This is a genomic window from Leeuwenhoekiella obamensis, assembly GCF_055391795.1.
Map to the genome: position 1 here is coordinate 2,060,080 of NZ_AP029251.1, position 21,387 is coordinate 2,081,466.

The 21,387-nt window shown below is 36.8% G+C and carries 16 protein-coding genes; 4 read left to right on the forward strand and 12 right to left on the reverse strand.

The window, feature by feature from the left end; all coding sequences use genetic code 11:
* Positions 1-43 precede the first annotated feature (43 nt).
* Both ACZ5L8_RS09075 and ACZ5L8_RS09080 read right to left on the reverse strand, forming a co-directional pair.
* On the reverse strand, positions 44-2,191 hold the full coding sequence (locus ACZ5L8_RS09075) for a catalase (protein ID WP_464436788.1): 2,148 nt from the start codon (positions 2,189-2,191) through the stop codon (positions 44-46).
* A gap of 213 nt (positions 2,192-2,404) precedes the next feature.
* Entirely contained in the window at positions 2,405-3,028 is a 624-nt protein-coding gene (locus tag ACZ5L8_RS09080; RefSeq protein ID WP_464436790.1) for a nitroreductase family protein, read from the reverse strand.
* Between the two features lie 96 nt (positions 3,029-3,124).
* Between ACZ5L8_RS09080 and ACZ5L8_RS09085 the strand changes: the two genes are divergently transcribed.
* A complete protein-coding gene (locus tag ACZ5L8_RS09085) occupies positions 3,125-3,478 on the forward strand; it encodes a winged helix-turn-helix transcriptional regulator (RefSeq protein WP_464436792.1) in 354 nt (117 codons plus the stop codon).
* 47 nt (positions 3,479-3,525) lie between these two features.
* On the opposite strand, the gene ACZ5L8_RS09090 is transcribed toward ACZ5L8_RS09085, so the two are convergent.
* A complete protein-coding gene (locus ACZ5L8_RS09090; RefSeq protein ID WP_464436794.1) occupies positions 3,526-3,675 on the reverse strand; it encodes a hypothetical protein in 150 nt (49 codons plus the stop codon).
* A 551-nt stretch (positions 3,676-4,226) separates the two neighbouring features.
* On the opposite strand from ACZ5L8_RS09090, the gene ACZ5L8_RS09095 reads away from it, so the two are divergent.
* Entirely contained in the window at positions 4,227-4,406 is a 180-nt protein-coding gene (locus ACZ5L8_RS09095) for a hypothetical protein (protein ID WP_464436795.1), read from the forward strand.
* Between the two features lie 525 nt (positions 4,407-4,931).
* Here ACZ5L8_RS09095 and ACZ5L8_RS09100 read toward each other — a convergent pair.
* Positions 4,932-7,388, reverse strand: a complete 2,457-nt coding sequence (locus tag ACZ5L8_RS09100; RefSeq protein ID WP_464436797.1) for a beta-L-arabinofuranosidase domain-containing protein — start codon at positions 7,386-7,388, stop codon at positions 4,932-4,934.
* Positions 7,389-8,209: 821 nt separating this feature from the next.
* On the opposite strand from ACZ5L8_RS09100, the gene ACZ5L8_RS09105 reads away from it, so the two are divergent.
* Positions 8,210-8,440: a hypothetical protein gene (locus ACZ5L8_RS09105; protein ID WP_464436798.1), complete on the forward strand. Its 231-nt coding sequence runs from the start codon at positions 8,210-8,212 to the stop codon at positions 8,438-8,440.
* On the forward strand, positions 8,440-8,757 hold the full coding sequence (locus tag ACZ5L8_RS09110) for a type II toxin-antitoxin system RelE/ParE family toxin (protein ID WP_464436800.1): 318 nt from the start codon (positions 8,440-8,442) through the stop codon (positions 8,755-8,757). The genes ACZ5L8_RS09105 and ACZ5L8_RS09110 overlap by 1 nt, the downstream gene beginning before the upstream one ends.
* A 1,309-nt stretch (positions 8,758-10,066) precedes the next feature.
* Here ACZ5L8_RS09110 and ACZ5L8_RS09115 read toward each other — a convergent pair.
* The 8 genes from ACZ5L8_RS09115 to ACZ5L8_RS09150 all read right to left on the reverse strand — a co-directional run bounded on the left by ACZ5L8_RS09115 (position 10,067) and on the right by ACZ5L8_RS09150 (position 21,387).
* Positions 10,067-10,723 carry a class I SAM-dependent methyltransferase gene (locus ACZ5L8_RS09115; protein ID WP_464436801.1) on the reverse strand — a complete coding sequence of 219 codons (657 nt, stop codon included), beginning with the start codon at positions 10,721-10,723 and terminating at the stop codon, positions 10,067-10,069.
* A 344-nt stretch (positions 10,724-11,067) separates the two neighbouring features.
* A complete protein-coding gene (locus tag ACZ5L8_RS09120) occupies positions 11,068-11,946 on the reverse strand; it encodes a phospholipase D family protein (RefSeq protein ID WP_464436803.1) in 879 nt (292 codons plus the stop codon).
* Between the two features lie 120 nt (positions 11,947-12,066).
* Positions 12,067-13,266, reverse strand: a complete 1,200-nt coding sequence (locus ACZ5L8_RS09125) for a PDDEXK-like family protein (RefSeq protein WP_464436806.1) — start codon at positions 13,264-13,266, stop codon at positions 12,067-12,069.
* Between the two features lie 67 nt (positions 13,267-13,333).
* Complete coding sequence (locus ACZ5L8_RS09130; protein ID WP_464436807.1) at positions 13,334-15,151, reverse strand: GmrSD restriction endonuclease domain-containing protein; 1,818 nt, start codon at positions 15,149-15,151, stop codon at positions 13,334-13,336.
* Positions 15,152-16,141 carry a hypothetical protein gene (locus tag ACZ5L8_RS09135; protein WP_464436809.1) on the reverse strand — a complete coding sequence of 330 codons (990 nt, stop codon included), beginning with the start codon at positions 16,139-16,141 and terminating at the stop codon, positions 15,152-15,154.
* On the reverse strand, positions 16,138-18,402 hold the full coding sequence (locus ACZ5L8_RS09140) for an AAA family ATPase (RefSeq protein ID WP_464436810.1): 2,265 nt from the start codon (positions 18,400-18,402) through the stop codon (positions 16,138-16,140). The genes ACZ5L8_RS09135 and ACZ5L8_RS09140 overlap by 4 nt, the downstream gene beginning before the upstream one ends.
* Entirely contained in the window at positions 18,399-19,766 is a 1,368-nt protein-coding gene (locus ACZ5L8_RS09145) for a restriction endonuclease subunit S (RefSeq protein ID WP_464436812.1), read from the reverse strand. Before ACZ5L8_RS09145 ends, ACZ5L8_RS09140 begins: the two co-directional genes overlap by 4 nt.
* Complete coding sequence (locus ACZ5L8_RS09150) at positions 19,759-21,387, reverse strand: HsdM family class I SAM-dependent methyltransferase (protein WP_464436814.1); 1,629 nt, start codon at positions 21,385-21,387, stop codon at positions 19,759-19,761. Before ACZ5L8_RS09150 ends, ACZ5L8_RS09145 begins: the two co-directional genes overlap by 8 nt.

Here is a 21,387-nt window from a genome sequence, read left to right on the forward strand (position 1 = left end):
CGAATCAGTAGACCGCTTACTTTTTTAAGGCTCTAATTATAATTTATACAGGAATTGCCGAAGCTTTTCCCATACGATCCCAATTTCTATGCTTAGCAACGGTAGATATAAATTCTTTAGGTGAAGCATCTAGTAATACGGCCTTATCATCTTCATATCCATCTAAATGTGCATTTGCTTCTAGTAAGTCCTTACCTTCCTCTAGTACAGCAATAGCCTTACAATGTTTAAAAGTTTCACTCACAAACTTGCTAAATTTCCCTTCTTTGAGAAGTGCTTTAACAGACTTAGCTCCGCCAGGCACTAACACAGCATCAAATAGAACACTTTCTGTTGTTGCGATTGCCGCATCCACATCATGCTCCATACCTTCATCACATTGTATCGTGCCTCCATGAGGTGCAACGATTTTTATCATTGCACCTTCTTTCTCAAGAGCCTCCTTATACTTCTTAAAACTCTTCATAGCAAAACCATCAGCAGCTAGTACAGCTATTTGTCGGGTAGCGATAGATTTAAAATGAGTGTTAGCCTGACTTAATGATTTATCCTTATCCAGATATTTCATTTGCTCTCCTGGCTGAAATTTTTCTACATCAGCATCGGCTCCTATAGATTGATTAATTGGTCTATCAATATCCTTAGGAATAGCAAGTCCTAAACCATCGCTCACTTTTTTTGCTAGGTCTTTATCTATTTGGCTTATAAGCCAAAGCATACGTTCTTTAATATGCTTGTGATTACATTTACCAAGTTCAAAGGTATATGCACTGGCAACATGCTCTTGCTCCCATGGGGCTAAACTTCTATAGAATAACGCTGGTTGCGAAAAGTGATCACTGAAGCTTTTACTTCTACCTCTAATCTTTTTAGCATCTATGCGCTCTTCATATGAAGTAAAACCTCCTTCTGCCATTTTTGAAAGATGAGGACAACCACCCGTTAAGGTATTAGGAAAATAGGCGGTTTGTCCTTTTGGTATTTCAGTCTGCATATGGCCATCGCGCTGGTTGTTATGTGCTGGAACTACAGGTTGGTTAATAGGTATCTGATGAAAATTAGGTCCTCCCAAACGCGAAAGTTGAGTATCTCTATATGAAAACAATCTTCCCTGTAACAGAGGATCGTTTGTAAAATCTATACCGGGTACAATATGGCCTGGTAGGAATGCTACCTGCTCTGTTTCTGCAAAGAAATTATCAGGATTCTTATTGAGTGTCATTTTACCAATGATCTCTACAGGCACCATTTCTTCAGGAATAAGTTTAGTAGGATCTAGAAGGTCAAAGTCATATTTATGCTCATCCTCCTCTGGAACTACTTGTATACCAAATTCCCACTCTGGATATTGTCCTGCTTCAATAGCATCCCAAAGATCTCTACGATGAAAATCAGAATCAGCCCCATTGATTTTTACTGCTTCATCCCAAGTAACTGAGTGTACACCCAATACTGGTTTCCAATGAAACTTAACAAAGTGAGCCTTGCCCTCTTCATTGATAAGCCTGAAGGTATGTATCCCAAACCCTTCCATCATTCTATAACTACGAGGTATTGCTCTATCGCTCATTGCCCAAATATGGTTATGCAATGTTTCTGTAGCATGAGACACAAAATCATAAAAGGTATCATGTGCTGAAGCTGCCTGAGGGATTTCGTTATTAGGTTCAGGTTTAACTGAATGAATAAGATCTGGAAACTTCATTGCATCCTGTATAAAAAATACAGGCATGTTATTTCCTACAAGATCCCACGTTCCTTCTTCTGTATAAAACTTTACAGCAAAACCACGTACATCTCGCGCTAAATCTGGAGAACCCTTTGACCCGGCTACTGTTGAGAATCTTACAAATACAGGTGTTTTTCTTGAGGTGTCAGTAAAGATCCCGGCTTTACTATATTTTTCAATACTCTTATATAATTCAAAATAACCATGAGCAGCACTACCTCTCGCGTGTACAATACGCTCAGGTATACGTTCATGATCAAAACTGGTTATTTTCTCTCTTAGTAAAAAGTCCTCAAGTAGTGTAGACCCTCGCTCTCCTGCCTTTAAGGAGTTGTTTGTATCATTTACTCTTAAGCCTTGGTTGGTTGTAAGCGCCTTACCTTTCATCTCTTTGGTATCTGCGGCGAGTTGCTTGGTTTTGGAAGATTGTACCTCTTCCTCCTTTTTTGAATCCTTGTGCATAACAATAGCTTTTTTTGATTAGTTGTAAGCTTTAAAGGTAGCAAGGATTACTTCCAGTATTTCGCAATTAAAGGTTAAAGTATAATGTAAAATATATAAAAATTACCAAAAACTATAACCATGACCTATTGAGTAAAATTATACCTAAGGTTAAAACCCAAAAAATCCCCTGCGAGCAGGGGATTTTCTGTTCATGCTATAATGGATGGATAATTATATCTCGGTAACCATTTCCTCCATCGGGAAACGTACTTTTTTAAGACCGGCAAAGGCATCGCTCTCGTCTCTGTACCCTAATGATAAGATAACAACACTCTTTAAACCTTTTTGGCGTAAGCCTAATAATTCATCAAACTTCTCACTGTCAAAACCCTCCATAGGTGTTGCATCTACCTCTTGCTCTGCTGCAGCGATCATTGCTGTGCCTAGCGCTATATATGCTTGTCTTGCAGACCACTCAAAGTTCTCCTGATCTGCGCGATTAAGAATGTGATTCTCTAGCGACTGCTTAAATGGCGCTAAAGCCTCTGCTGGCATACCGCGCTCTGAGGCTACATAATTGATGTAATTCTCAATGTATGCTTGATCTATTGAGGTCTTTGCCGCAAAAACAAGTAAATAGGGTGCATCCACGATCTGTGCATTAAATGAGCCCTCACCTAGTTGTGCTTTTAACTCCTGATCTTTAACTAAGAAAAAACGATAACCCTGCATCCCGGTAGAAGAAGCCGAAAGATTAGTAGCCTCAAGAATAGCATCTATCTTTTCTTTTGGCACTGGTTTATCACTATATTTTTTAACGGCATAGCGCCAGTTTAACTGCTCTATTAAACTCATGTAATTTGTGTTTTTGTACGTTTCAAAATTACTTATATTTACTATACAATCTATAGTACTGTACTATTGTATAGTGCTATCATACGGTATAGCAAGATGAAATGTAATGAAGATCACAAGCCGCAAGCCTGCAATGGTTACTTACTTCCTATCACAGATGCACTAGAAGTGCTGCACGGTAAATGGAAACTGCCTATACTTATTTCTTTACGCTTTGGCGAAAAGCGCTTTGGCGAGATGAAAGACGATATCCCAAAAATCACAGACCGTATGCTAAGTAAGGAGTTAAAGCAACTAGAAGCCAATTTACTAGTGAAACGTACCGTTTATGACACTACGCCGGTAACCATAAAATATGCGCTTACCGACTATGGTTTTAGCCTAGACGATGTGATCGAAGCCTTAAAGAATTGGGGAATCAAACATCGGGAAAAGATAATAGCAAAATAGAGCATCTTCTCTATTGCTATTATTAATACTATTATTCTTCCTGAGTTTTACACAAGAATGACATCACTCTCAAAATCTATAAGATCAAAAAGGCCTTTGTAAGAAACTGCCTTTTGCTTCTCATCCATCTCGTGATTCTCTTGTTTTGTTGCGGTTCTTAACAACTCACCGCCCTCATGGTTATCTATATCCTCCATGGTATTTTTCTTTCTTTATTTTTTACGCCGCAAAGTTACGCTCACATTGCCAGTAATAATAGCACTTAATTGAAGCGTAACATTTATTTAACGAGAGAAGAAAGAATTGGAGTGAATTTTCTAATTAGCTGATTAGGCAATTAGCGAATGATAGATTTGGCTGGATGACGGAAGTGGGAAGTTGGCAGGGTGAGTAGCCATTTAAAAGCTGAAAAGTACTGTAAACTGCTACTGAATACTGTGAACTAATGATCTCACTTCGGCTCCGCTCAGTGAACGGGTTCAGTATTCAGTAAGCAGTCGCAGTAGGCAGTTTTTTTGCTATTCTGTTAAGAGGTTAAAAAGTTATATAGCATCACCATTTAAACTTATCATATTTAATTAGCTAATTCACTCCATTTGCTCATCTCCTAATTAACACAAATCACTTCAACTCCGCTCAATGAACGGATTCAGTACTCAGTAAGCAGTCGCAGTAGGCAGTTAAATAATTCAATTAAAAACCGGCCTACTTTTTAATTTCGTAGTAATAGCAGGAAAGCTTTGCAGCGATGGACGTAGAGCATAGAACTAGCGAAGCGGTTTTCTATGCGCAGGATAAAAAGCTTTTCTTGCGATTCAAGAAATTCAAAATCAGCCTAGACTTTTTTGTTTCTTTTTTGGGCAATGCAAAAAAGAAAAAGGCTAACTATATATTTCTCGATGCTCCTAAAATGGCGCACAAGTACTAAATCATTCCGCTATGCTTCATAATTTCACTCGAAATGACAGGGTAATACATTCGCTAATGCACTCAACTTGCACTTCGGCTCCACTCAGTGAACGGGTTCAATACTCTGTAAGCAGTTCGCAGTTTTTTTGTTATACAGTTAAGAGGTTAAAAAGTTATAACAGCATCACAATATAACTTCATAACTACATAACAACCCTATCAACGAGCAACCATTAACTATTAACTATCAACTTCAATCCCCGTTTCGACTCCGCTCAACGTCCATAATTTGTTATACAGTTAAGAGGTTAAAAAGCTATAACAGCATCACCATATAACTTCATAACTACATAACAAACCTATAAACGAGCAACCATTAACTATTAACTATTAACTATCAACTTCAATCCCCCGTTTCGACTCCGCTCAACGTCCATAATTAGTTATACAGTTAGGAGGTTAAAAAGTTATAACAGCATAACCTTATAACTTCATAACTACAGAACACCCCTATCAACTAGCAACGAATAACTATAAACTAACATTAATAAAACCCATACCCTACAAAAGCTTCTGGGTTGCTGCTTAATTTGAGTGCGTATATGGCGCCGCCGTCTGTGTTTTCTTTTGCTTGAAAGCGAACGGTTATCTTTTGTTTTCCTTTAATGAGTGCTGCAGGGATGGCGTAGGTTTTTTCATAATAGCTTATTGGCACTTGCTCGGTGAGGGTTTCTGTGGCGATCTTCTGGCCTTCTACATAGATATCTAAACCTCGATTCCAAGAGGCGCTTCCCCAATAGGTCACAGTCAAATATTGTTTTTCGGCTTTGTTCACATTTAGGATGTAAGAGAACCATCCGTCTTTTTTTGCTTCTCTTCCATAACGGTTGTTTTCCCAGAAGTGTCTGCGGTCTTTCAGCAGTAGCTTATCTGTATTTTCACCTTTTAGGTCATGCTCCTTTTCGCTGACAAGCATAGAGGGATTAACCTCATCGCTCACGATCTGCTCGCGCTGTTTTAATTCTGACGGCGAATAGTTCTTAAGATACACCGCATAGCGCTGCCCATGTATTTTGTAAAATGGCATCAAATGCACATCTGTTTTTCCTGTAGCTAGCAAGCCTTTATTTTTTGCCTTAAAGGCCAAAGGCGCTCCGCCTGCATCCATCCATTTTTCTGGGGTTTCAGTATCTGCGATAAGCACAGGCACATCCTCCTGCGGTGTGATCCAGTTGTTGTAATGCATGGCACGCTTTACCTGATCGCTACCAGGCATCTTATCTGCACCCAGTGCCGCCGCCATCACAATAGGGCCGCGCAACATCGCCTTAAGATGAGGATCATCACTAGCGGCCTCAAAACTAAAATGCTGCGGAAATCTCACTTTGATCTCATCACCTTTTTTCCAGTTATGGTCTGGTGTTATCAGTTGGCCAGGCTTGCTTGTAACTTGTACCGCCTTACCATTGATCCATACCTGGGCATCACCCTGCGCCCATGACGGATATCTAAACGAGATCGTCCCATTATAATCTTGACTTTCATCTAGGGTAAGCGTGATATCATCCTCTTCGGGGAAGTTAGTGTGCTGTGTGACTTGTAACCTTTTTTCTTCCCACTGCAAGGTCGATGGTATAAACAGATTTACCATCAGGTCATTGCCGTGTTTAAAGTAGATCGCTCTGCCATACTTAGAGTGATTTTCCATCCCTGTACCCACGCAGCACCAAATGCCATCCAGATTGTACCCATCGCTAAACGACTTAAAGCCGCCAGGCATTAGCGAAGTGTAATAGGTAAACCCTCCGCTCTCTGGGTCCTGCGACGCCAGTATATGATTGTATAACGCACGCTCATAATAGTCCATGTGCTGCAGGTCTCCGGTAAACTTAAAAGCTTCCACGGCTACCTTGAGCATATTGTATGTCGCGCAGGTTTCATCTGAGGTAAAGCCTAGACCTTTTGACGTTTGCGCTTCAGGAAGATAACGCTCATAACGCCCGCTGCCGCCTATTGCATGATTCTGGGTGTCATACATATGCTCTAGAAAATGCAGTGTTGCTTGTTTACTTACCTCATCGGCAGTGAGCTGATATTGTCGTGCTGTTCCTACAAAGGTGGGCACCTGCATATTCACATGCCTACCATACAGCACATTGTTATCTAAGGCGGTGTTCAAGATCACCTTTTGATGGTTAAACCTTTTGGAGACATCCATATACTTCTCCTCCCCGGTGATGGCATACAGGTCTGCAAAAACTTCATTCATCCCGCCATGCTCTATATCTAGCATATTATCAAAAAGATCAGGATTGGTATGCAGGGCAAAGTCGGTTATAAAATCTGAGTCCTCACGCCACAACTGCAACGCTTGTTCATTACCGGTATACAGATACGCATCGCGCAAACCGGCAAGCATTTTATGCACTCCGTACCAGATATTCCCGATGCCACCCCAAGGATATCCTGTCTCATCCGGTCCCGCCAGCGTGATCTCGCCACGTTGCAGGCGATTAAGATTATCTAGTGTACCGCGGTGAAATAAAAACTCTCTGCGTATTCCCTTATCGGCTAGGGCTTGTGCGGTTTTAGCCAACTTGTCTATGATAAAATCTACGCGCTCTTTATACTCGGCATCACCAGTTTGTGCATACATCAGCGCGATCGCGGTAAGGTAGTGATCCAGATAGCCCGGACGAGTATCCACCGGCTGATCAGAACCGGGATATTGCCCTTCTAACTTAGGCAAACCGCCATGACGCAAATGATGGTTAAGCATCCTGTGCTGGTCCATGCCCTTAAGATATTCTTGATTTAATTGCATGGCATGATAAAACGGCGACCCGGGTTGCAGGCGCACATCCTCCAGCGAGAATGTATTCCAAGCATAGTCTACCTTAGGCGCAACGGTAGCAACAGCATCTACTTCCTGAGCCATACCTCGCACGGTGATCCCCAACACCGCAATACACAAACTTATCTTTAAACCTATTCTTATCATGTTACTACTATTTAAATCTAATAAGCTGCGTCACAGCTACCATATAAGCAGATCATAACCCACTTAAATACAATGCGACATCTATTACGCAAACGATTAAGTGTTAAATATACATTTAATAAGAATAAGTATTTGGCTTTCGCCGAAAAGAAGTTATAGGTTATAAAGTTAGAAGGTTAAGGAGTTATGCTTTATTGATTTCTAAACTACATGAAAGCACTGTCAACGAGCAACCATTAACTATCAACTACAATCCTCCGTTTCGGCTCCGCTCAACGCCCATGAATTGTTATAATGTTAAAAGGTTATAGCGTTATCAAGTCATAACCTTATAACCTCCTAACTGCATAACAGCACCAACAACGAGCAACAGATAACCATGAACTGCCTTACTGCGACTGCCTACTGGAAACTACACATCGCTCCGCTCAACGTCCATGAATTGTTATGATGTTAAAAGGTTATTGCGTTATCAAGTCATAACCATTTAACCTCCTAACTGCAAAACAGCACCAATATTAGTTTATAATACCATTATCAATTAATCCATTTTAAATGAAGTATTCCCCCCTTGAGGCGTTGTATTGAGCTTGCCGAAATGGGGGCTTGGGGGGTGTTAATTACTGCCCACTGCCAACTCTTTCTGGCTGCGCTCAACGTCCATGAAATGTTATAATTTTAAAAGGTTATAGCGTTATCAAATCATAACCTTATAACCTACTAACCGCATAACAGACTATAAACTATTACAGACTTTCCGATTCTTTGAAGATGTATATATTCTCAAACTTATCATTACCTTTGGTATAAAGCATTAAAAAATGGATATAGAAGCACGTAAGATTGAGTTTATTAAAGAGTTTCTTCAAATTCAAAGCGAAGAAACAATTGCTAAACTTGAAAACTTCCTCAAAAAAGAAAAAGCTTCTTCATATTCCGCTAAGCCTTCTATCTCTAAAGAAGAATTAAATCAGCGTGTATCAGAATCAGAAGCTGATTTTGATAACGGGAGATTTAAAAAAAGTGGTGATATACTTAACAAATTTGAGTAATGCCTCTCGAAGTTGTTTGGTCGCGCTTTGCAGAAACTCAATTAGATAAAATATTTGAGTACTACACCGAAGAAGCCGGATTACTTATTGCTCGCAAACTTCTTATCTCAATAATCCTGGAAGCAGACAAACTCGTTGAAGCTCCTTTAATCGGTCAACGAGAAGAAATGTTGAAGGACCGAGAAATAGATTACAGATATCTTCTCTATAAAAACTACAAATTGATTTATTCCGTTGATCACGAAAACCATCTTATCAAGATTGCAGATGTTTTTGATACCCGTCAAAATCCTCCTAAGATTAAACGAGGTAAATAGCTTTTTTGAAACATGAATATAAAGTGGACTGCTTAGATCCTCCGTTTCGACTCCGCTCAACGCCCATGAATTGTTATAATGTTAAAAGGTTATAGCGTTATCAAGTCATAACCTTATAACCTCCTAACTGCAGAACAGTACTATCAACGAGTAACTATCAACTACAATTCCTCGTTTCGACTCCGCTCAGTAAACGGATTCAGTACTCAGTTAGCAGTCGCAGTAGGCAGTTAAATAATTCAGTTAAAAACCGGCCTACTTTTTAATTTCGTAGTAATAGCTGGAAAGCTTTGCAGCGATGGACGTAGAGCATAGAACTAGCGAAGCGGTTTTCTATGCGCAGGATAAAAAGCTTTTCTTACTATTCAAGAAATTAAAAATCAGCCTAGACTTTTTTGTTTCTTTTTTGGGCGATGCAAAAAAGAAAAAGGCTAACTATATATTTCTCGATATTAAATCATTCCGCTATGCTTCATAATTTCACTCGAAATGACATAATAATCATCTGATAATTAACCCATCTACGTAATTAGCTAATTCTCCTAATCATCTTTTCAAATCCGCTCATGGTCCATTCATAGCTATAATGTTAAAAGGTTATAGCGTTATCAAGTTATAACCTTATAACCTCCTAACTACGTAACAGCACTATCAACGAGCAAAAGATAACGAACAACTAAATCCCCCGTTTCGGCTCCGCTCAACGTCCATGAAATGTTATAATGTTAAAAGGTTATAGCGTTATCAAGTCGTAACCTTATAACCTCCTAACTGCAGAACAGTACTATCAACGAGCAAAAGATAAAGAACAACTAAATCCTCCGTTTCGGCTCCGCTCAACGTCCATGAATAGTTATGATGTTAAAAGGTTATTGCGTTATCAAATCATAACCTTATAACCTACTAACCGCATAACAGTACTATCAACGAGCAACTATCAACTGCCCACTGCCCACTGCGACTGCCTACTGTAAACTACACATGGCTCCCCTCAACGTCCATGAAATGTTATAATTTTAAAAGGTTATAGCGTTATCAAGTCATAACCATATAACTTCTTAACTACATAACAGTACTATCAACGAGCAATCATTAACTATCAATTACAATCCTCCGTTTCGGCTCCGCTCAACGGACTTAGATTTGTTATAATGTTAAAAGGTTATAGCGTTATCAAGTCATCAACATATAACCTTCTAACTGCATAACAGTACTATCAACTATCAACAGATAACGAACAACTGCCTTACTGCAACTGCCCACTGCATACTACACATGGCTCCGCTCAGTGAACGTACATAACAATCTCTTAAATAGTATACAGAGTTGTAACCAACTTGCCTTTTGTACTAGGTGATGGTATTTGTAATAGTTGTCTTTCTTCTTTTACTTTAAAATGAAAAGGAGACGCTAGTATATCAACGCCACTTTGTTTTTTGAGTCGGATGCCTTGTCCGGAAATGATGTCTTTATTGGGGGTGAATGTTTCATCTGGTAGATGCTCGGTTAAGATCACATACTTGTAAGCATATAACTTTTCTACAATACACTCAATCTCTGCATTAGATAGATGTTGTAATACCTGCCTAAGCAGTGCACAATCCCCGTCTGGTAAAGGGTCTTTGGCAATATCTAAGGTATCAAACGTAAGCTGCTTACCTCGAAAAGTCTTTGTATTATGTGTGATCAACTCGGATACTATGTCTACTGCTTTATAGGCTTTAGAATAGGGAACCAACTCCTTCCCCACATTAAAATCTCCACAACCCAAGTCGCATACCACAGGCGGGGTTTCCAAGGTTTTAAAAAAAGAAATGACCTCTTCCAAATAACGCCGTACCGTTTTAGGATCATGAGATCCTTCCCCTGAATAAAAAGTGTCAACGGCTCCGCCCCACAGGTTCTTTTCATACACCTGTTGCATTGCGTCTTTTGTGGGCCAAGGTTTTTTAGGAGGGATTTGCATAGGAGCAATTTAGCGCTCAAAGTGCAATCCCAAGCTTAGTCCGGTTTAAAATTTAGTGTATCTCTTGTAGAATGGCGTTCAGTAAATAGGAGATTAGTTGATTAGGAAATTAGCGAATGGGAAATTGAAGCTGGGTGCTGGAAGCGTGAAGATATGATGATATGGCTTTCGCCAAAAAAGAGTGTATCTATTATAAAATTAAATAATTATGCGCCATGCAATCATAACCCTTTAAATTCCTAACTAGATATCAGTACTATCAATAAGTAAATAGTATCACCATTACGGCTCCGCTCAAAGGGCGAGGATTAACTGCCTACTGTGACTGTAAACTGCATACTGGCTTATCCCTCTCCTAAGATAGGCTTGCGCATGCTTGTTTTTCCATCAGAACGTTTGCCTGTTTTATGACAATAAGTTTCTGGAAAATCCCAGTTTTCAAAGGCTGCCCATGTACAATATGAGTCGTAGGTCATGGGTCTATTGGGGTTAAAAGCTATGCGCTCCCCTGTACGGATACAATACCCCATCTCATTCTTTTCCTTTATAATGGTGGCCTTTGTTTTTCTCTTAGGTCTTTGTAAAGCAATAGGGTCTACCATTATTTCTGTAGGAAAATCCTGCACTGTACTAAAATCCTTATCACCTGGTTTAAGCTTTGAATACTTATAGTACTTATCTGTTTTGTCCAATAAAACCTCTGAGTGCAAATACTCCTTGGTCCCATTAACCAAACTTTCAAAATAGGCAGGTCTTTTAATATAGATAGCTATATTTTCTTGAGCAATTTTTACACACGTTCGCAAGGCTTTAATACCAGTATCAGCATCTAATGTTTTTGAGTCATCAGAATGAAACATAACACCAAACTCTATATTATTCTCAAAAGAGTGACCATACAGATTTATCGAGGTAACGATTCCCTTTTGCTCATTCGCATAGTATTTAGCATGTAGTTGAGGAACATACACAATACTTATATTTAAAAACTGTGTAAAGAATTCTAAATCCTTTCTGCTTAAACTTTTGTAGGTAGCACCTTCGTTCTTGCCAAAGATGAGCAGCACATGCAAATCTCGCTTGTATAGATTATGCTCAAATATCTTCTTAAAATGTGTATCTAGTTTTATGTAAGGGCAAGCAATTATTAATGTCTTTTGCGCCTCCCAGATAATATCATCAACTGCATCAACTAAAGCATCACCGGTAAGAAATTCACTCATTATTGATTTGGGTAATATTGTATTATCCAGCTAAACTAATAAAACCCTTTGGTATATGCCAGTAAACTTTTTACTTGTAGTGTGGAGTTAAAAAAGATTCTCTGATGATAGACATACGCTTTATTCAGAAGCTTTTGTTTTGCTTAAGGCCTTTATAAATAGAACAGACTGCTCTGCCGTGGCCGCAACCATTGCTTCAAAATATGTATTGTCTTTTCCTAATTTTTCAAGTATCGCAGTACTCGAAAGGTTTAAAAAATTATCTTCAGGAGTTTTAATATCTTTTATTATTGGCCAAAATCTATTTAGCCGTCTGTATCCATCCAGAGAAATAGTGGCAGGTTTTTCTCTGTCAAATAAACCAACAAATATTCTGTTATCATGCGCTCCCTTGGCTGAAAAGGATTCAACACCAAAACGCATAAAAAACTTGCCTTTATCCCGAAAGTCAATCCAAATTTGTGAATACTTATGATTACAGTCATTCCCTAACCAAACGTTATACACTTCTTTATCTAGACGCTCTCCAATAGAAAGGTAGACTGCATGCCTGAATTTCTCTCTTACTTTAAATACTGCACGTTGATAATGTGATTGAATATACTTAGCTGCATCTAGATTATTTAAAATTATTTCACTCAGTTGATTCTCTAAGTCGTTATTCATGGTATACGTTAGTTTTTGCACTAAATATAAATACTGCTTTATACAGCTTTCTACTATACTACCTTCTTTAGTCACCTTAATACAGGCATCAAGCCATTTCACAACATCCTCAGTGTAAGTGATCTTTGTGTAATCATCTTCAATTAAGCTGAATAAACTCTTTTTTGAAGGGTCATCGCCAAATAAGTTTAAATAATAGAGCGTTGAATTGCCTCTATTAAAAAGACTGTATCTATACATCTGTTTCTCTTGATCCCCTGCATAAATTTTGTTCTCTATTGTTATAGTTTTTCCTGAAGAGAATGTTATAAGTATATCAATAAAACCGCCTTCAGTAAAGTCTTTATTAATTTCACCTAGATGATACTCAGTCTGTACACTTACCTTATCTAGATTTTCTTCTCCATAATCATAGCCGATTTTTTCTAAAAATAATTTTAAAAATATTGAGCCATAATAATGATCCTGTTTGGGGTTTAATAATGCCGCCAGCATATTAGAGTGCGTTTTTGTTTCACTACTCTCCATTTGAATTACAGCAAACACATTAAAATCTTCGCCTTTCTCTCTCCTATTTTGTTTATCTTGAGAAACTATCCCCTTAACTGTTTCAAGTATAGACGTTATTGTAAAGGCTGTTAGTGGGTGAGGCATAAATGATTATTATGTTTTAATGGTAGCCGAATTCCATATCGGGATATAAAATTTTGACAAGACGTTGTTACAAACTCTGATAATAAGTCTTTATCTTTTGGGTCATCAGATTTCTTCTAGACTTTAAAAATTGATCGTAATCATCAAAGATTGCTCCCTTTATATTTAATGGAATACAATTCACTTCTAAGTTCTGATTTAATTCATCGGTTGAAGTTATTCCACCATAAATCAAATCTCCTTGACTTAGTTGAAGTTTTAGATTGTCAAAGTACTCCTTAGGACTTTTATTGCCTACTTTGATGTTAATTTCAGATTGCATGTAGGTATAGTTAGCTATCTGATTGTATTTACCTCGGGTGAGACCATTCTTCTTTAAATAATCCTTTGGGAAAATATGATGTATATCTCCACGATGGTCTATCATATTCTCTACGCGTACCGCCTTAGATAAAAAGCCCTTATCGCCTGCTTTTATCTGTGCAGCTAGAAATACACACCACATTGGGCTGGTTGTTGAAGAAGTGTCCATCTGTTGTGGTAAGCCCAGCTCCCAAAAGCCCTCACCTAAGGAAGCTGCCTCTACTTCTTGAAGATATTCACCAAAATCTCTGGTTTCCATCTGTTTGATATCAAACTCAAACTGTGACTCAAAAGAACCTGATGATCGCCCGGTAAGCAAACTCATCACAAACCAACGCTGAACATATGATTCTATTAAAGCAGGGTTGTATTTTCTATCCTTTAAATGCAGATATAACAAATATGCGAAGTTTATAGCATTTTGAGAGCGAATTAACCAAGGCTGAATAAAGCCTGCGCTCTTAATGATCATTACGAAACGCTTGAAATTGGTTTCGTTCATAAACTTTAAAATACCCGACTTCAATTTATCGAAAGAGGCTTCGGCTATGGAGTCTTCGTAACTTCTGGTTTCAAAGTTTCTACCAGACAATAAACTTACCAAGTCTTCTAATTTGGCTCGTTTAAATTCTGTACCTAAAGAGACCCGGAGCATATCGGTATAGCTAGGATCGTAAAGATCATCGTTTTCATTTTTTAACCACGACATGGCTTGAAAATAATCGGTGGCTGCAAATGTTGCGTCATTATCTTTAATGCGTTGGTAGAACTCAGGAGCAACGGCAAGATGACAAAAGTAATCAATGGCTTTTCTAAGATCCTGACCTTGATATTTTTCATTAGATGCAATTTTTGACATGGCAAAATCTGCCTGACTAAGCACCACCCCTTTAGAATTGATACGGATAAAAATCTCGGTCACTACCTCTATTTCCAGATCTGGAGCCAGGTCGATCAACCCTATTTGACGTAAAGGCATTTTAACCAAACTGCTGATGGCACTTTTAACCTTAGCACGATCTACCTCCGGGTTTTTCTCAAGATAATTGGTTAGTAAATCAAATTGATCTACGGAACCATCAAACACAGTACTTATTGAGGGGATCCATAGTTTGTCTTTACGTATGGCTGCACTTTGCACCTCAAACTTTTCATTGGTAGGATTAAAGGCAATCTTTATTTTCTTTCGCTTGTAGTTTTTATCTACAATATACTCGTCTAAAATAGCGGCTCGTAAGGCTGTAATACGCTGCTGCCCATCAATTAGGATCTTTTTACCCTCAGACATAGAGCCATCTTTAAGCTTTACATTATGATTACGCCAAGAGATGATATAACCTATTGGATATCCTTTATAAAGGGAATCCATAAGGTCACGTACTTTACTGGCTTTCCATACAAAGGGACGCTGAATCTCAGGAATAGCAATTTCACCTGACTTAACCCAAGACAGTAAAGTCTCTATAGGATGTTGATTGACGGAGTATTTTTGGGTTTGCATAAGCTTATCAACATTTCTCAATTATATGATTTTTAATTCAGTAAGAATATCCTTTTTAAATTTACTGAAAGGTCTCTTATGAAAATCTGAAGAATTATTCTCGGTACCAAAAGTCAACCTATATATCTCTTCATATGATAAATGAGCTTCAGGAAATGCTGATATCAGATTATCTATATAATTTACGGAATATGCCTTTTTAGTTAAGAGCAAGTCTTGCAATTCATAAATATGAGCATTATACATCGTTTCAAGCTTCAAACTCTTAAATGTTTTAAATGCTTTTGGATCATTATATTTAGTACTTAACTGAATAGAATATTTGTTTATTGATTTTTCGTACCTATAACTATACCTAAACCTCTCTATAACATCACTATCAACATAAGGGTGCAGATAATTTTGAAGATTAAAAATTTCATCAGATTTTGCAGAACTATTGCAAATACTGCAGCTTGGTATCAAATTATAAAATGAAAGCCCCAATAAAGGGAATGTGCTTTTAGGAAACCAATGATCAAATTGTGGCCTCATCAGCCTTTTACCATTCAATTTCTTCATTGTATTTGTATAAATACGGTTACAGTAGGTGCAAGTCCTTATGTTTAAGTTTTGTGCTAAGATATAATCAGGCTTTACATTTGCATCTGATTTAATAAACCAATTTTCATAATTAATATACTTGCTTACTTGAAGATTTAGATTTTGATACTTTTTAAAATTGCGTTTTTGAGATGCACTTCGTTTTTTACTGTTAATCTTGGAAATTAATAAATAATCTTCATAGCCATTTGTTGTGAATCCCGTGAGCGAATCGTAAAATTTAAAATTCAGTTCTTGTAAAAGACGTGGTTTTCCATCAAGAAGAATATTAATGTATTTAAGAACAAATGCTTTAATTTCAGTATTATCCACCTTTACCTTACTTGACTTTAAATATTTTGAAACCAAGGCAAAATGATCTTTTTTTGCTTTTGCAATCTTCCACTTATCTTCTCCTAAAAAAATCAATTCTTTCGCTTTTTAGATATTTCATAACCCAATTCTTCAGACAATCTTCTAAATTCAGCTTCTTTATCTTTAATATTAGGATAAATCTCTGAATACATTTCCAATAACTTTGTCTTTAAAACAGGTTCATCGACCAAATCAATAACTCCCTTGTGATGAGCTCTATCTTTATTTATGATTTCAGATTCTAGAATTTTAGCTTCACTTTCCTTTATATTTATCAAATCTTTTGTTTGATCTGTACTATCCTGCTTATTCAATTCTATTATCTCAGCCTTCAATTTTTCATAATTCAGCCATTTTATGGTTTGGTTTATTGTTTGTTTTGCATATTCTCCCATAAAACCTTTATCTAGAAAGAAACTATCTGCTAGTAAATCGTGAATATTGGCTCCAAATGTCTTTATAGAGCTTTTATCCATTTGACCATCAATCAATTTTAAAACTGAATTTCTTCTTATATCTGATAAAATAAATGTTGAATGTGAAGAAAATAAAATATTCAAGCCTTTTACATGGGGTATATTGAGATTTCTTATACCATTAAGTAATTCTGATAAAAATGTCCTTTGAAACTCTGGATGGTAGTACAATTCTATTTCATCAAAAATTAGATTTATATAGTTATATCTAAGCTTTTTATTATTAGAATTAAATACAGAATTAATATTTGAAATATGATATAAGACAGATTGTATTGAATGTATGAAATGTTGTTCTCCTGAACTTAGAGTATAAAAATTTGTAACTTCATTTTTATTGCGAATATATATTGATGGTCTATAACAAGCATTGGGAATAAGTTCTATTAAATCAATATCGGGGTAAGATTTTTTTATCTTTTTAATTCTCGCAATAAAATCTTCTATGTTTAAGCGAAGATATCTTTTTTTGATTTTCTTCAATTCCTTTTCGTAATCATCAGCTTCCTCTTCCCACGCCCCTTCTGTTGAATCCCTCAAGGTGTTAAATCTAATAGCATTTAATACTTGTCTAAGTTTTAAAGTTATATGACTTCTATCATTCTTTAATTCAACAAGTCTTCTGAAGATCTGAGCGAAATTTGGCAACATATATCTTTCTTGGTCTCTATCAATCCCTTCGCTGTACTCATCATATGCGGTATAAATTTTCAAGATTTTACGATAGACGTACTTTACTAAAAGATCCGAATTATCAATCTTTTCTAATTCAATCTTGGATATCCTAGATTTTTTTGTGGTATAGACTGCATTATAAACATAAGTTATAAATTCAGAATCATTCAACTCTAATTTTGTTCTTATCTCTTGAATTGCATTGTCTAAATTAAGTACATTAATGGTATTGAACAGTGAATAATCAAGCATAAACACCACAGAATCAACTTTTTTGAGATTCACAACTTCTTTTACTTGAAATGACTCATCAACAAGATTAGATAGTAACCGAGATTGTACCAAGTGAAGCTCCGAATTAACATCAATATTCCCATCTTTACGAAATGGATTAATGACTATTGGTGTCTGATAACCGTCATTCTTATGAAATAGTGAATCAAGCCAAGAATTATCGTAACCTGCGTTTAGTCCGTAAAAGGAATAATTGATTGAGATAGTATAATAAAAGATACTATTTAAAATATACTGGTATTTTCTATCGACATTATCTTGAGGTGAATAAACTTTTTTTTCGTTAAAACCATCGTGCTGAAAATTCTTGCTTAATGAACGTTGAAATATTATTTCCTCATTGTTATAACAAATTGAAAAAAAATTATTCTCCATTTCATAGTAAATTTCTGCTCTAAAACCTCTATAAACTTCTTGTATATCAATTATTTTCTTGAAGACCCAGTTATGATTTACATTAGGCATATTAATACGTGTACTCCAAGCAGCATGATCAGGTATTATACCTTTATATAATGCAATTAAATAGCAAAAAGCATACAAGATTTCAAGCAATGAACTCTTTCCAGAACCATTTTTCCCGACTAAAGCAGACACATTAATTCTTAATGTATCATTCAGTGGTCGCTCTATATCGTAAATACTACCTACAGTCTCGGAGTTCTTCCTTATTTCGTATACGTTATTATCAACTAAATCTCCTGAATCATCTTTAAAAAACAAATTATTCTTTCCTATAATGGAACCCTCCCTATCCAAATACTCGTAACCATCATAAAAATTATATATTTCACCCTTTTGAAGATTTTTACTAAATCTTGTATCGCAATCAGAAAAAGCTCGAATACCTAACAACTTAAATCCACTCATCCCTCCCCATATTTAACACCATCCTCCGCAGCTTCCCGATAGCTATCGGGACCACTCACCACATCCTCAACCTCTTCATAACCTTTCTCTACGCGCACCTGCCCATTCATCAACATAGGCAATAACCAATCTCGGAGTTCTGCGAGTTTTTGGTTTTGTCTAATGTTATTTGCGATAATTTTGAAATTACTATCAACTTTATTATAATATAACTGCCTTAATTTCAAGTTTGATTCAATAACTGGAATCAATTCAAACTCTCCTTTATTCATATTACTTAAAACAGCTCCTTTTTTTGCGGCAACATTAAAATCAAAATAATCTTGTAAATACTGGAAAAGGTAATACCGGTTATATTCCTTAGGTTTAGAGATTGTATTTATTTGTTGATTTGTTTGCGCCTTTTTTCCAACAAATCCGATAACTCCAACAGTGCCTATGCAGGAAACACAGATGTCGTACTCTTCAAGATACTTAGTACTTTGAGTATCTGCACCAACCTTTGTGAGTGTTCTTTCCGTATGATAAATAAACCTACTTTGTCTAATGTCATCAATTGTTATAAATGGGATGTCACCACCAAAGTTTTCTTCTTTTTTTGTAGAGGGTGTTTTACCAGTAATAACATTTGGCTCAATCTCCTTTATATATTTGACCTCCCACCCCTCAGGAATCTCTCGCTTTAACTCGGCATTGTATACCATTTTACCGCCAGAGGTTTTATAAGGCCTACCAGCCAACTCAGGTTTACCGATGGAGGCTGCATAGTCCTTAGGCATTGGGAAATCAAACTGTACAAACCAATAGTCATAGACCAACTTGGCCATCGCTTCTAATTCCTGATTGATCTTGTTATTGACTTCTATTTTGGTATCTAAATCGGAAAGGACTTTGGCTATTTGCTTTTGAGTTGAAATATTGGGAAGGTTAATAATAATATTTGAGAAATCTGTCTTATTCAACAGAGGAGTTCTAGTTACGTTTGATATTTTAAATAAAAATGCTTTTTTCCCTTTAAACCAATAATAAATGTAGAAAGGATTATAATCATCTTTGATATTAGTTATTGAATTGATTTGTTGATTTGTCGCGCATTTTTTTTCAACCAATGCAACATTTCCCATGTCCCACCCAATACATCCTACAAGTATACTTAGGCCATTCAAGGTGTTAGTTTTTATACTATTAAAACCTTTTTCAGAAATCATTTTTTCAGACTCAGAAATGATAAAATGCTTATGTAAGTCTATTGGTCCAATAAACATATAATCACCTCCATAATTTTCCGGTATACTAGTTTTTGGGGTTTTACCTGTAACTATTTTCCCCAATTGACCTACTCTTATTGAAGTATATTTAATCATACCTCAAACTTTTCAAATTCTCTTGAATCGCCTTTTCTAAACTCTTAGATTCAGTAAACAATTCATTTAAATTACTTTCAAAACGGTTCATTTTAGCTGCAAACTCTTCCGCAGTAATATCAACGTATTCAATCTTTACTTCAAAATATTGGCCGGCGCTAAGGCTGTAGTTTTTAGTCTTGATATCGTCGTAGCTTACTACTACCGAGAAATCCTCTTTGGTCTCCTTAGCATTAAAAACATCAATGATTTGTTGCTCTTCGGCATCGCTTAAAACGGTCTTTTGGTTTCCATTGCTATCTTTAATCTTACTACCCAAATTAGAAGCATCTATCAAAACCACATCTTCTGTATTGGTTTTATCTAAAAACAGGATGCTTACGTTAGTTCCGGTTGTTGCAAAAATGTTGGATGGCATACTTACCACACCGGCAAGCATCTTACTTTCCACCAACTTCTTTCTAATCTTTTTATCAATGCCAGACTGTGCTGTAATGAAACCGGTAGGCACCACAATAGCTGCTTTCCCTTTTGCGGTAAGGCTGTGCATAATATGCTGTATAAACAGCAGGTAAATCGCCATTGATTCTTTTTTACTTTTAGGAATATTGGGTATTCCTGCAAAAAAGCGCTCTTTATTAGCTTTGCTATCTAAATCTGCGCTGTAATCGCTAAAGTCTAGCTTAAAAGGTGGGTTAGACACGATGTAATCAAAGACTTCTAGTTCGCCACTTTCTTGCTTATGAACCGGTTTTAAGATGGTATTGCCCTGTACAATGTTCTGGATGGAGTGTACTAGATTGTTAAGAATCAAATTCAACCGCAATAAAGCAGAGGATTTCTGGGAGATATCCTGAGAATAAATGGTACACTTGTCCTCCCCAATGGCGTGTGCCAAATTCATTAAAAGCGTTCCTGAACCTGCACTGGGATCGTAACAGGTAACATTGTTTACATTGTCTTCGGTAACCAGACAGGCCGCCATAATTTTTGCTACAGCGTGGGGCGTAAAATACTCTGCATACTTACCGCCACTGTTAGAGTTGTAGTCTTTAATTAAGTATTCAAAAATAGTGGCAAAAAAGTCGAACTTCTGGTTAAAGATATTCTCAAAGCTAAAGCCCACTAATTTATTGACGAGTGCTTTGCAAAAGGCATCACGATTGTCAGTAACGTACTTACTGATGTTTTCAAACAAGGCGACTTTCTCTCCTCCCTGAGTCAATACTGAGAAAATGTCACTGTTAGTCTTGGCAATATCCAAAAGGGTCTGATCAAAAATCTCTGCAAACTTATCTTTATCCTGTTGTTCAAATAAGCGGGACAGTAAATTTTCTGGAGCAATTCGTGCAGTATTCTCTCTGAGTTGCATAGTGAGGAGTTCAAAATCCTCATCAGAATACTGCTTTAAAGCTTTATCAAAATCGGTCGCATTTGCAAGATCCGGTTCCAGTTGCTTTAACTCATAAACATATTTGTCGTTTAAGAATTTGTATAAGAAAACCTGTGTGATGATTTTAAATTCATTTCCGTCATTTCCCAGACCGTAGTTGGCACATACGCTTTTAAGATCATCAATAAGTGCTTTGGTTTGGGATTCAAATTGTAGTGTTGTATTCAT

Excerpts from the sequence above, each read along its gene's own strand:
- ACZ5L8_RS09145 (WP_464436812.1), bottom strand. The coding sequence starts at position 19,766 with ATGATTAAATATACTTCAATAAGAGTAGGTCAATTGGGGAAAATAGTT.
- ACZ5L8_RS09080 (WP_464436790.1), bottom strand. The coding sequence starts at position 3,028 with ATGAGTTTAATAGAGCAGTTAAACTGGCGCTATGCCGTTAAAAAATAT.
- ACZ5L8_RS09120 (WP_464436803.1), bottom strand. The coding sequence starts at position 11,946 with ATGAGTGAATTTCTTACCGGTGATGCTTTAGTTGATGCAGTTGATGAT.
- ACZ5L8_RS09075 (WP_464436788.1), bottom strand. The coding sequence starts at position 2,191 with ATGCACAAGGATTCAAAAAAGGAGGAAGAGGTACAATCTTCCAAAACC.
- ACZ5L8_RS09110 (WP_464436800.1), top strand. The coding sequence starts at position 8,440 with ATGCCTCTCGAAGTTGTTTGGTCGCGCTTTGCAGAAACTCAATTAGAT.
- ACZ5L8_RS09125 (WP_464436806.1), bottom strand. The coding sequence starts at position 13,266 with ATGCCTCACCCACTAACAGCCTTTACAATAACGTCTATACTTGAAACA.
- ACZ5L8_RS09105 (WP_464436798.1), top strand. The coding sequence starts at position 8,210 with ATGGATATAGAAGCACGTAAGATTGAGTTTATTAAAGAGTTTCTTCAA.
- ACZ5L8_RS09100 (WP_464436797.1), bottom strand. The coding sequence starts at position 7,388 with ATGATAAGAATAGGTTTAAAGATAAGTTTGTGTATTGCGGTGTTGGGG.
- ACZ5L8_RS09095 (WP_464436795.1), top strand. The coding sequence starts at position 4,227 with ATGGACGTAGAGCATAGAACTAGCGAAGCGGTTTTCTATGCGCAGGAT.
- ACZ5L8_RS09115 (WP_464436801.1), bottom strand. The coding sequence starts at position 10,723 with ATGCAAATCCCTCCTAAAAAACCTTGGCCCACAAAAGACGCAATGCAA.
- ACZ5L8_RS09150 (WP_464436814.1), bottom strand. The coding sequence starts at position 21,387 with ATGAATACAACACTACAATTTGAATCCCAAACCAAAGCACTTATTGAT.
- ACZ5L8_RS09090 (WP_464436794.1), bottom strand. The coding sequence starts at position 3,675 with ATGGAGGATATAGATAACCATGAGGGCGGTGAGTTGTTAAGAACCGCA.
- ACZ5L8_RS09085 (WP_464436792.1), top strand. The coding sequence starts at position 3,125 with ATGAAATGTAATGAAGATCACAAGCCGCAAGCCTGCAATGGTTACTTA.
- ACZ5L8_RS09140 (WP_464436810.1), bottom strand. The coding sequence starts at position 18,402 with ATGAGTGGATTTAAGTTGTTAGGTATTCGAGCTTTTTCTGATTGCGAT.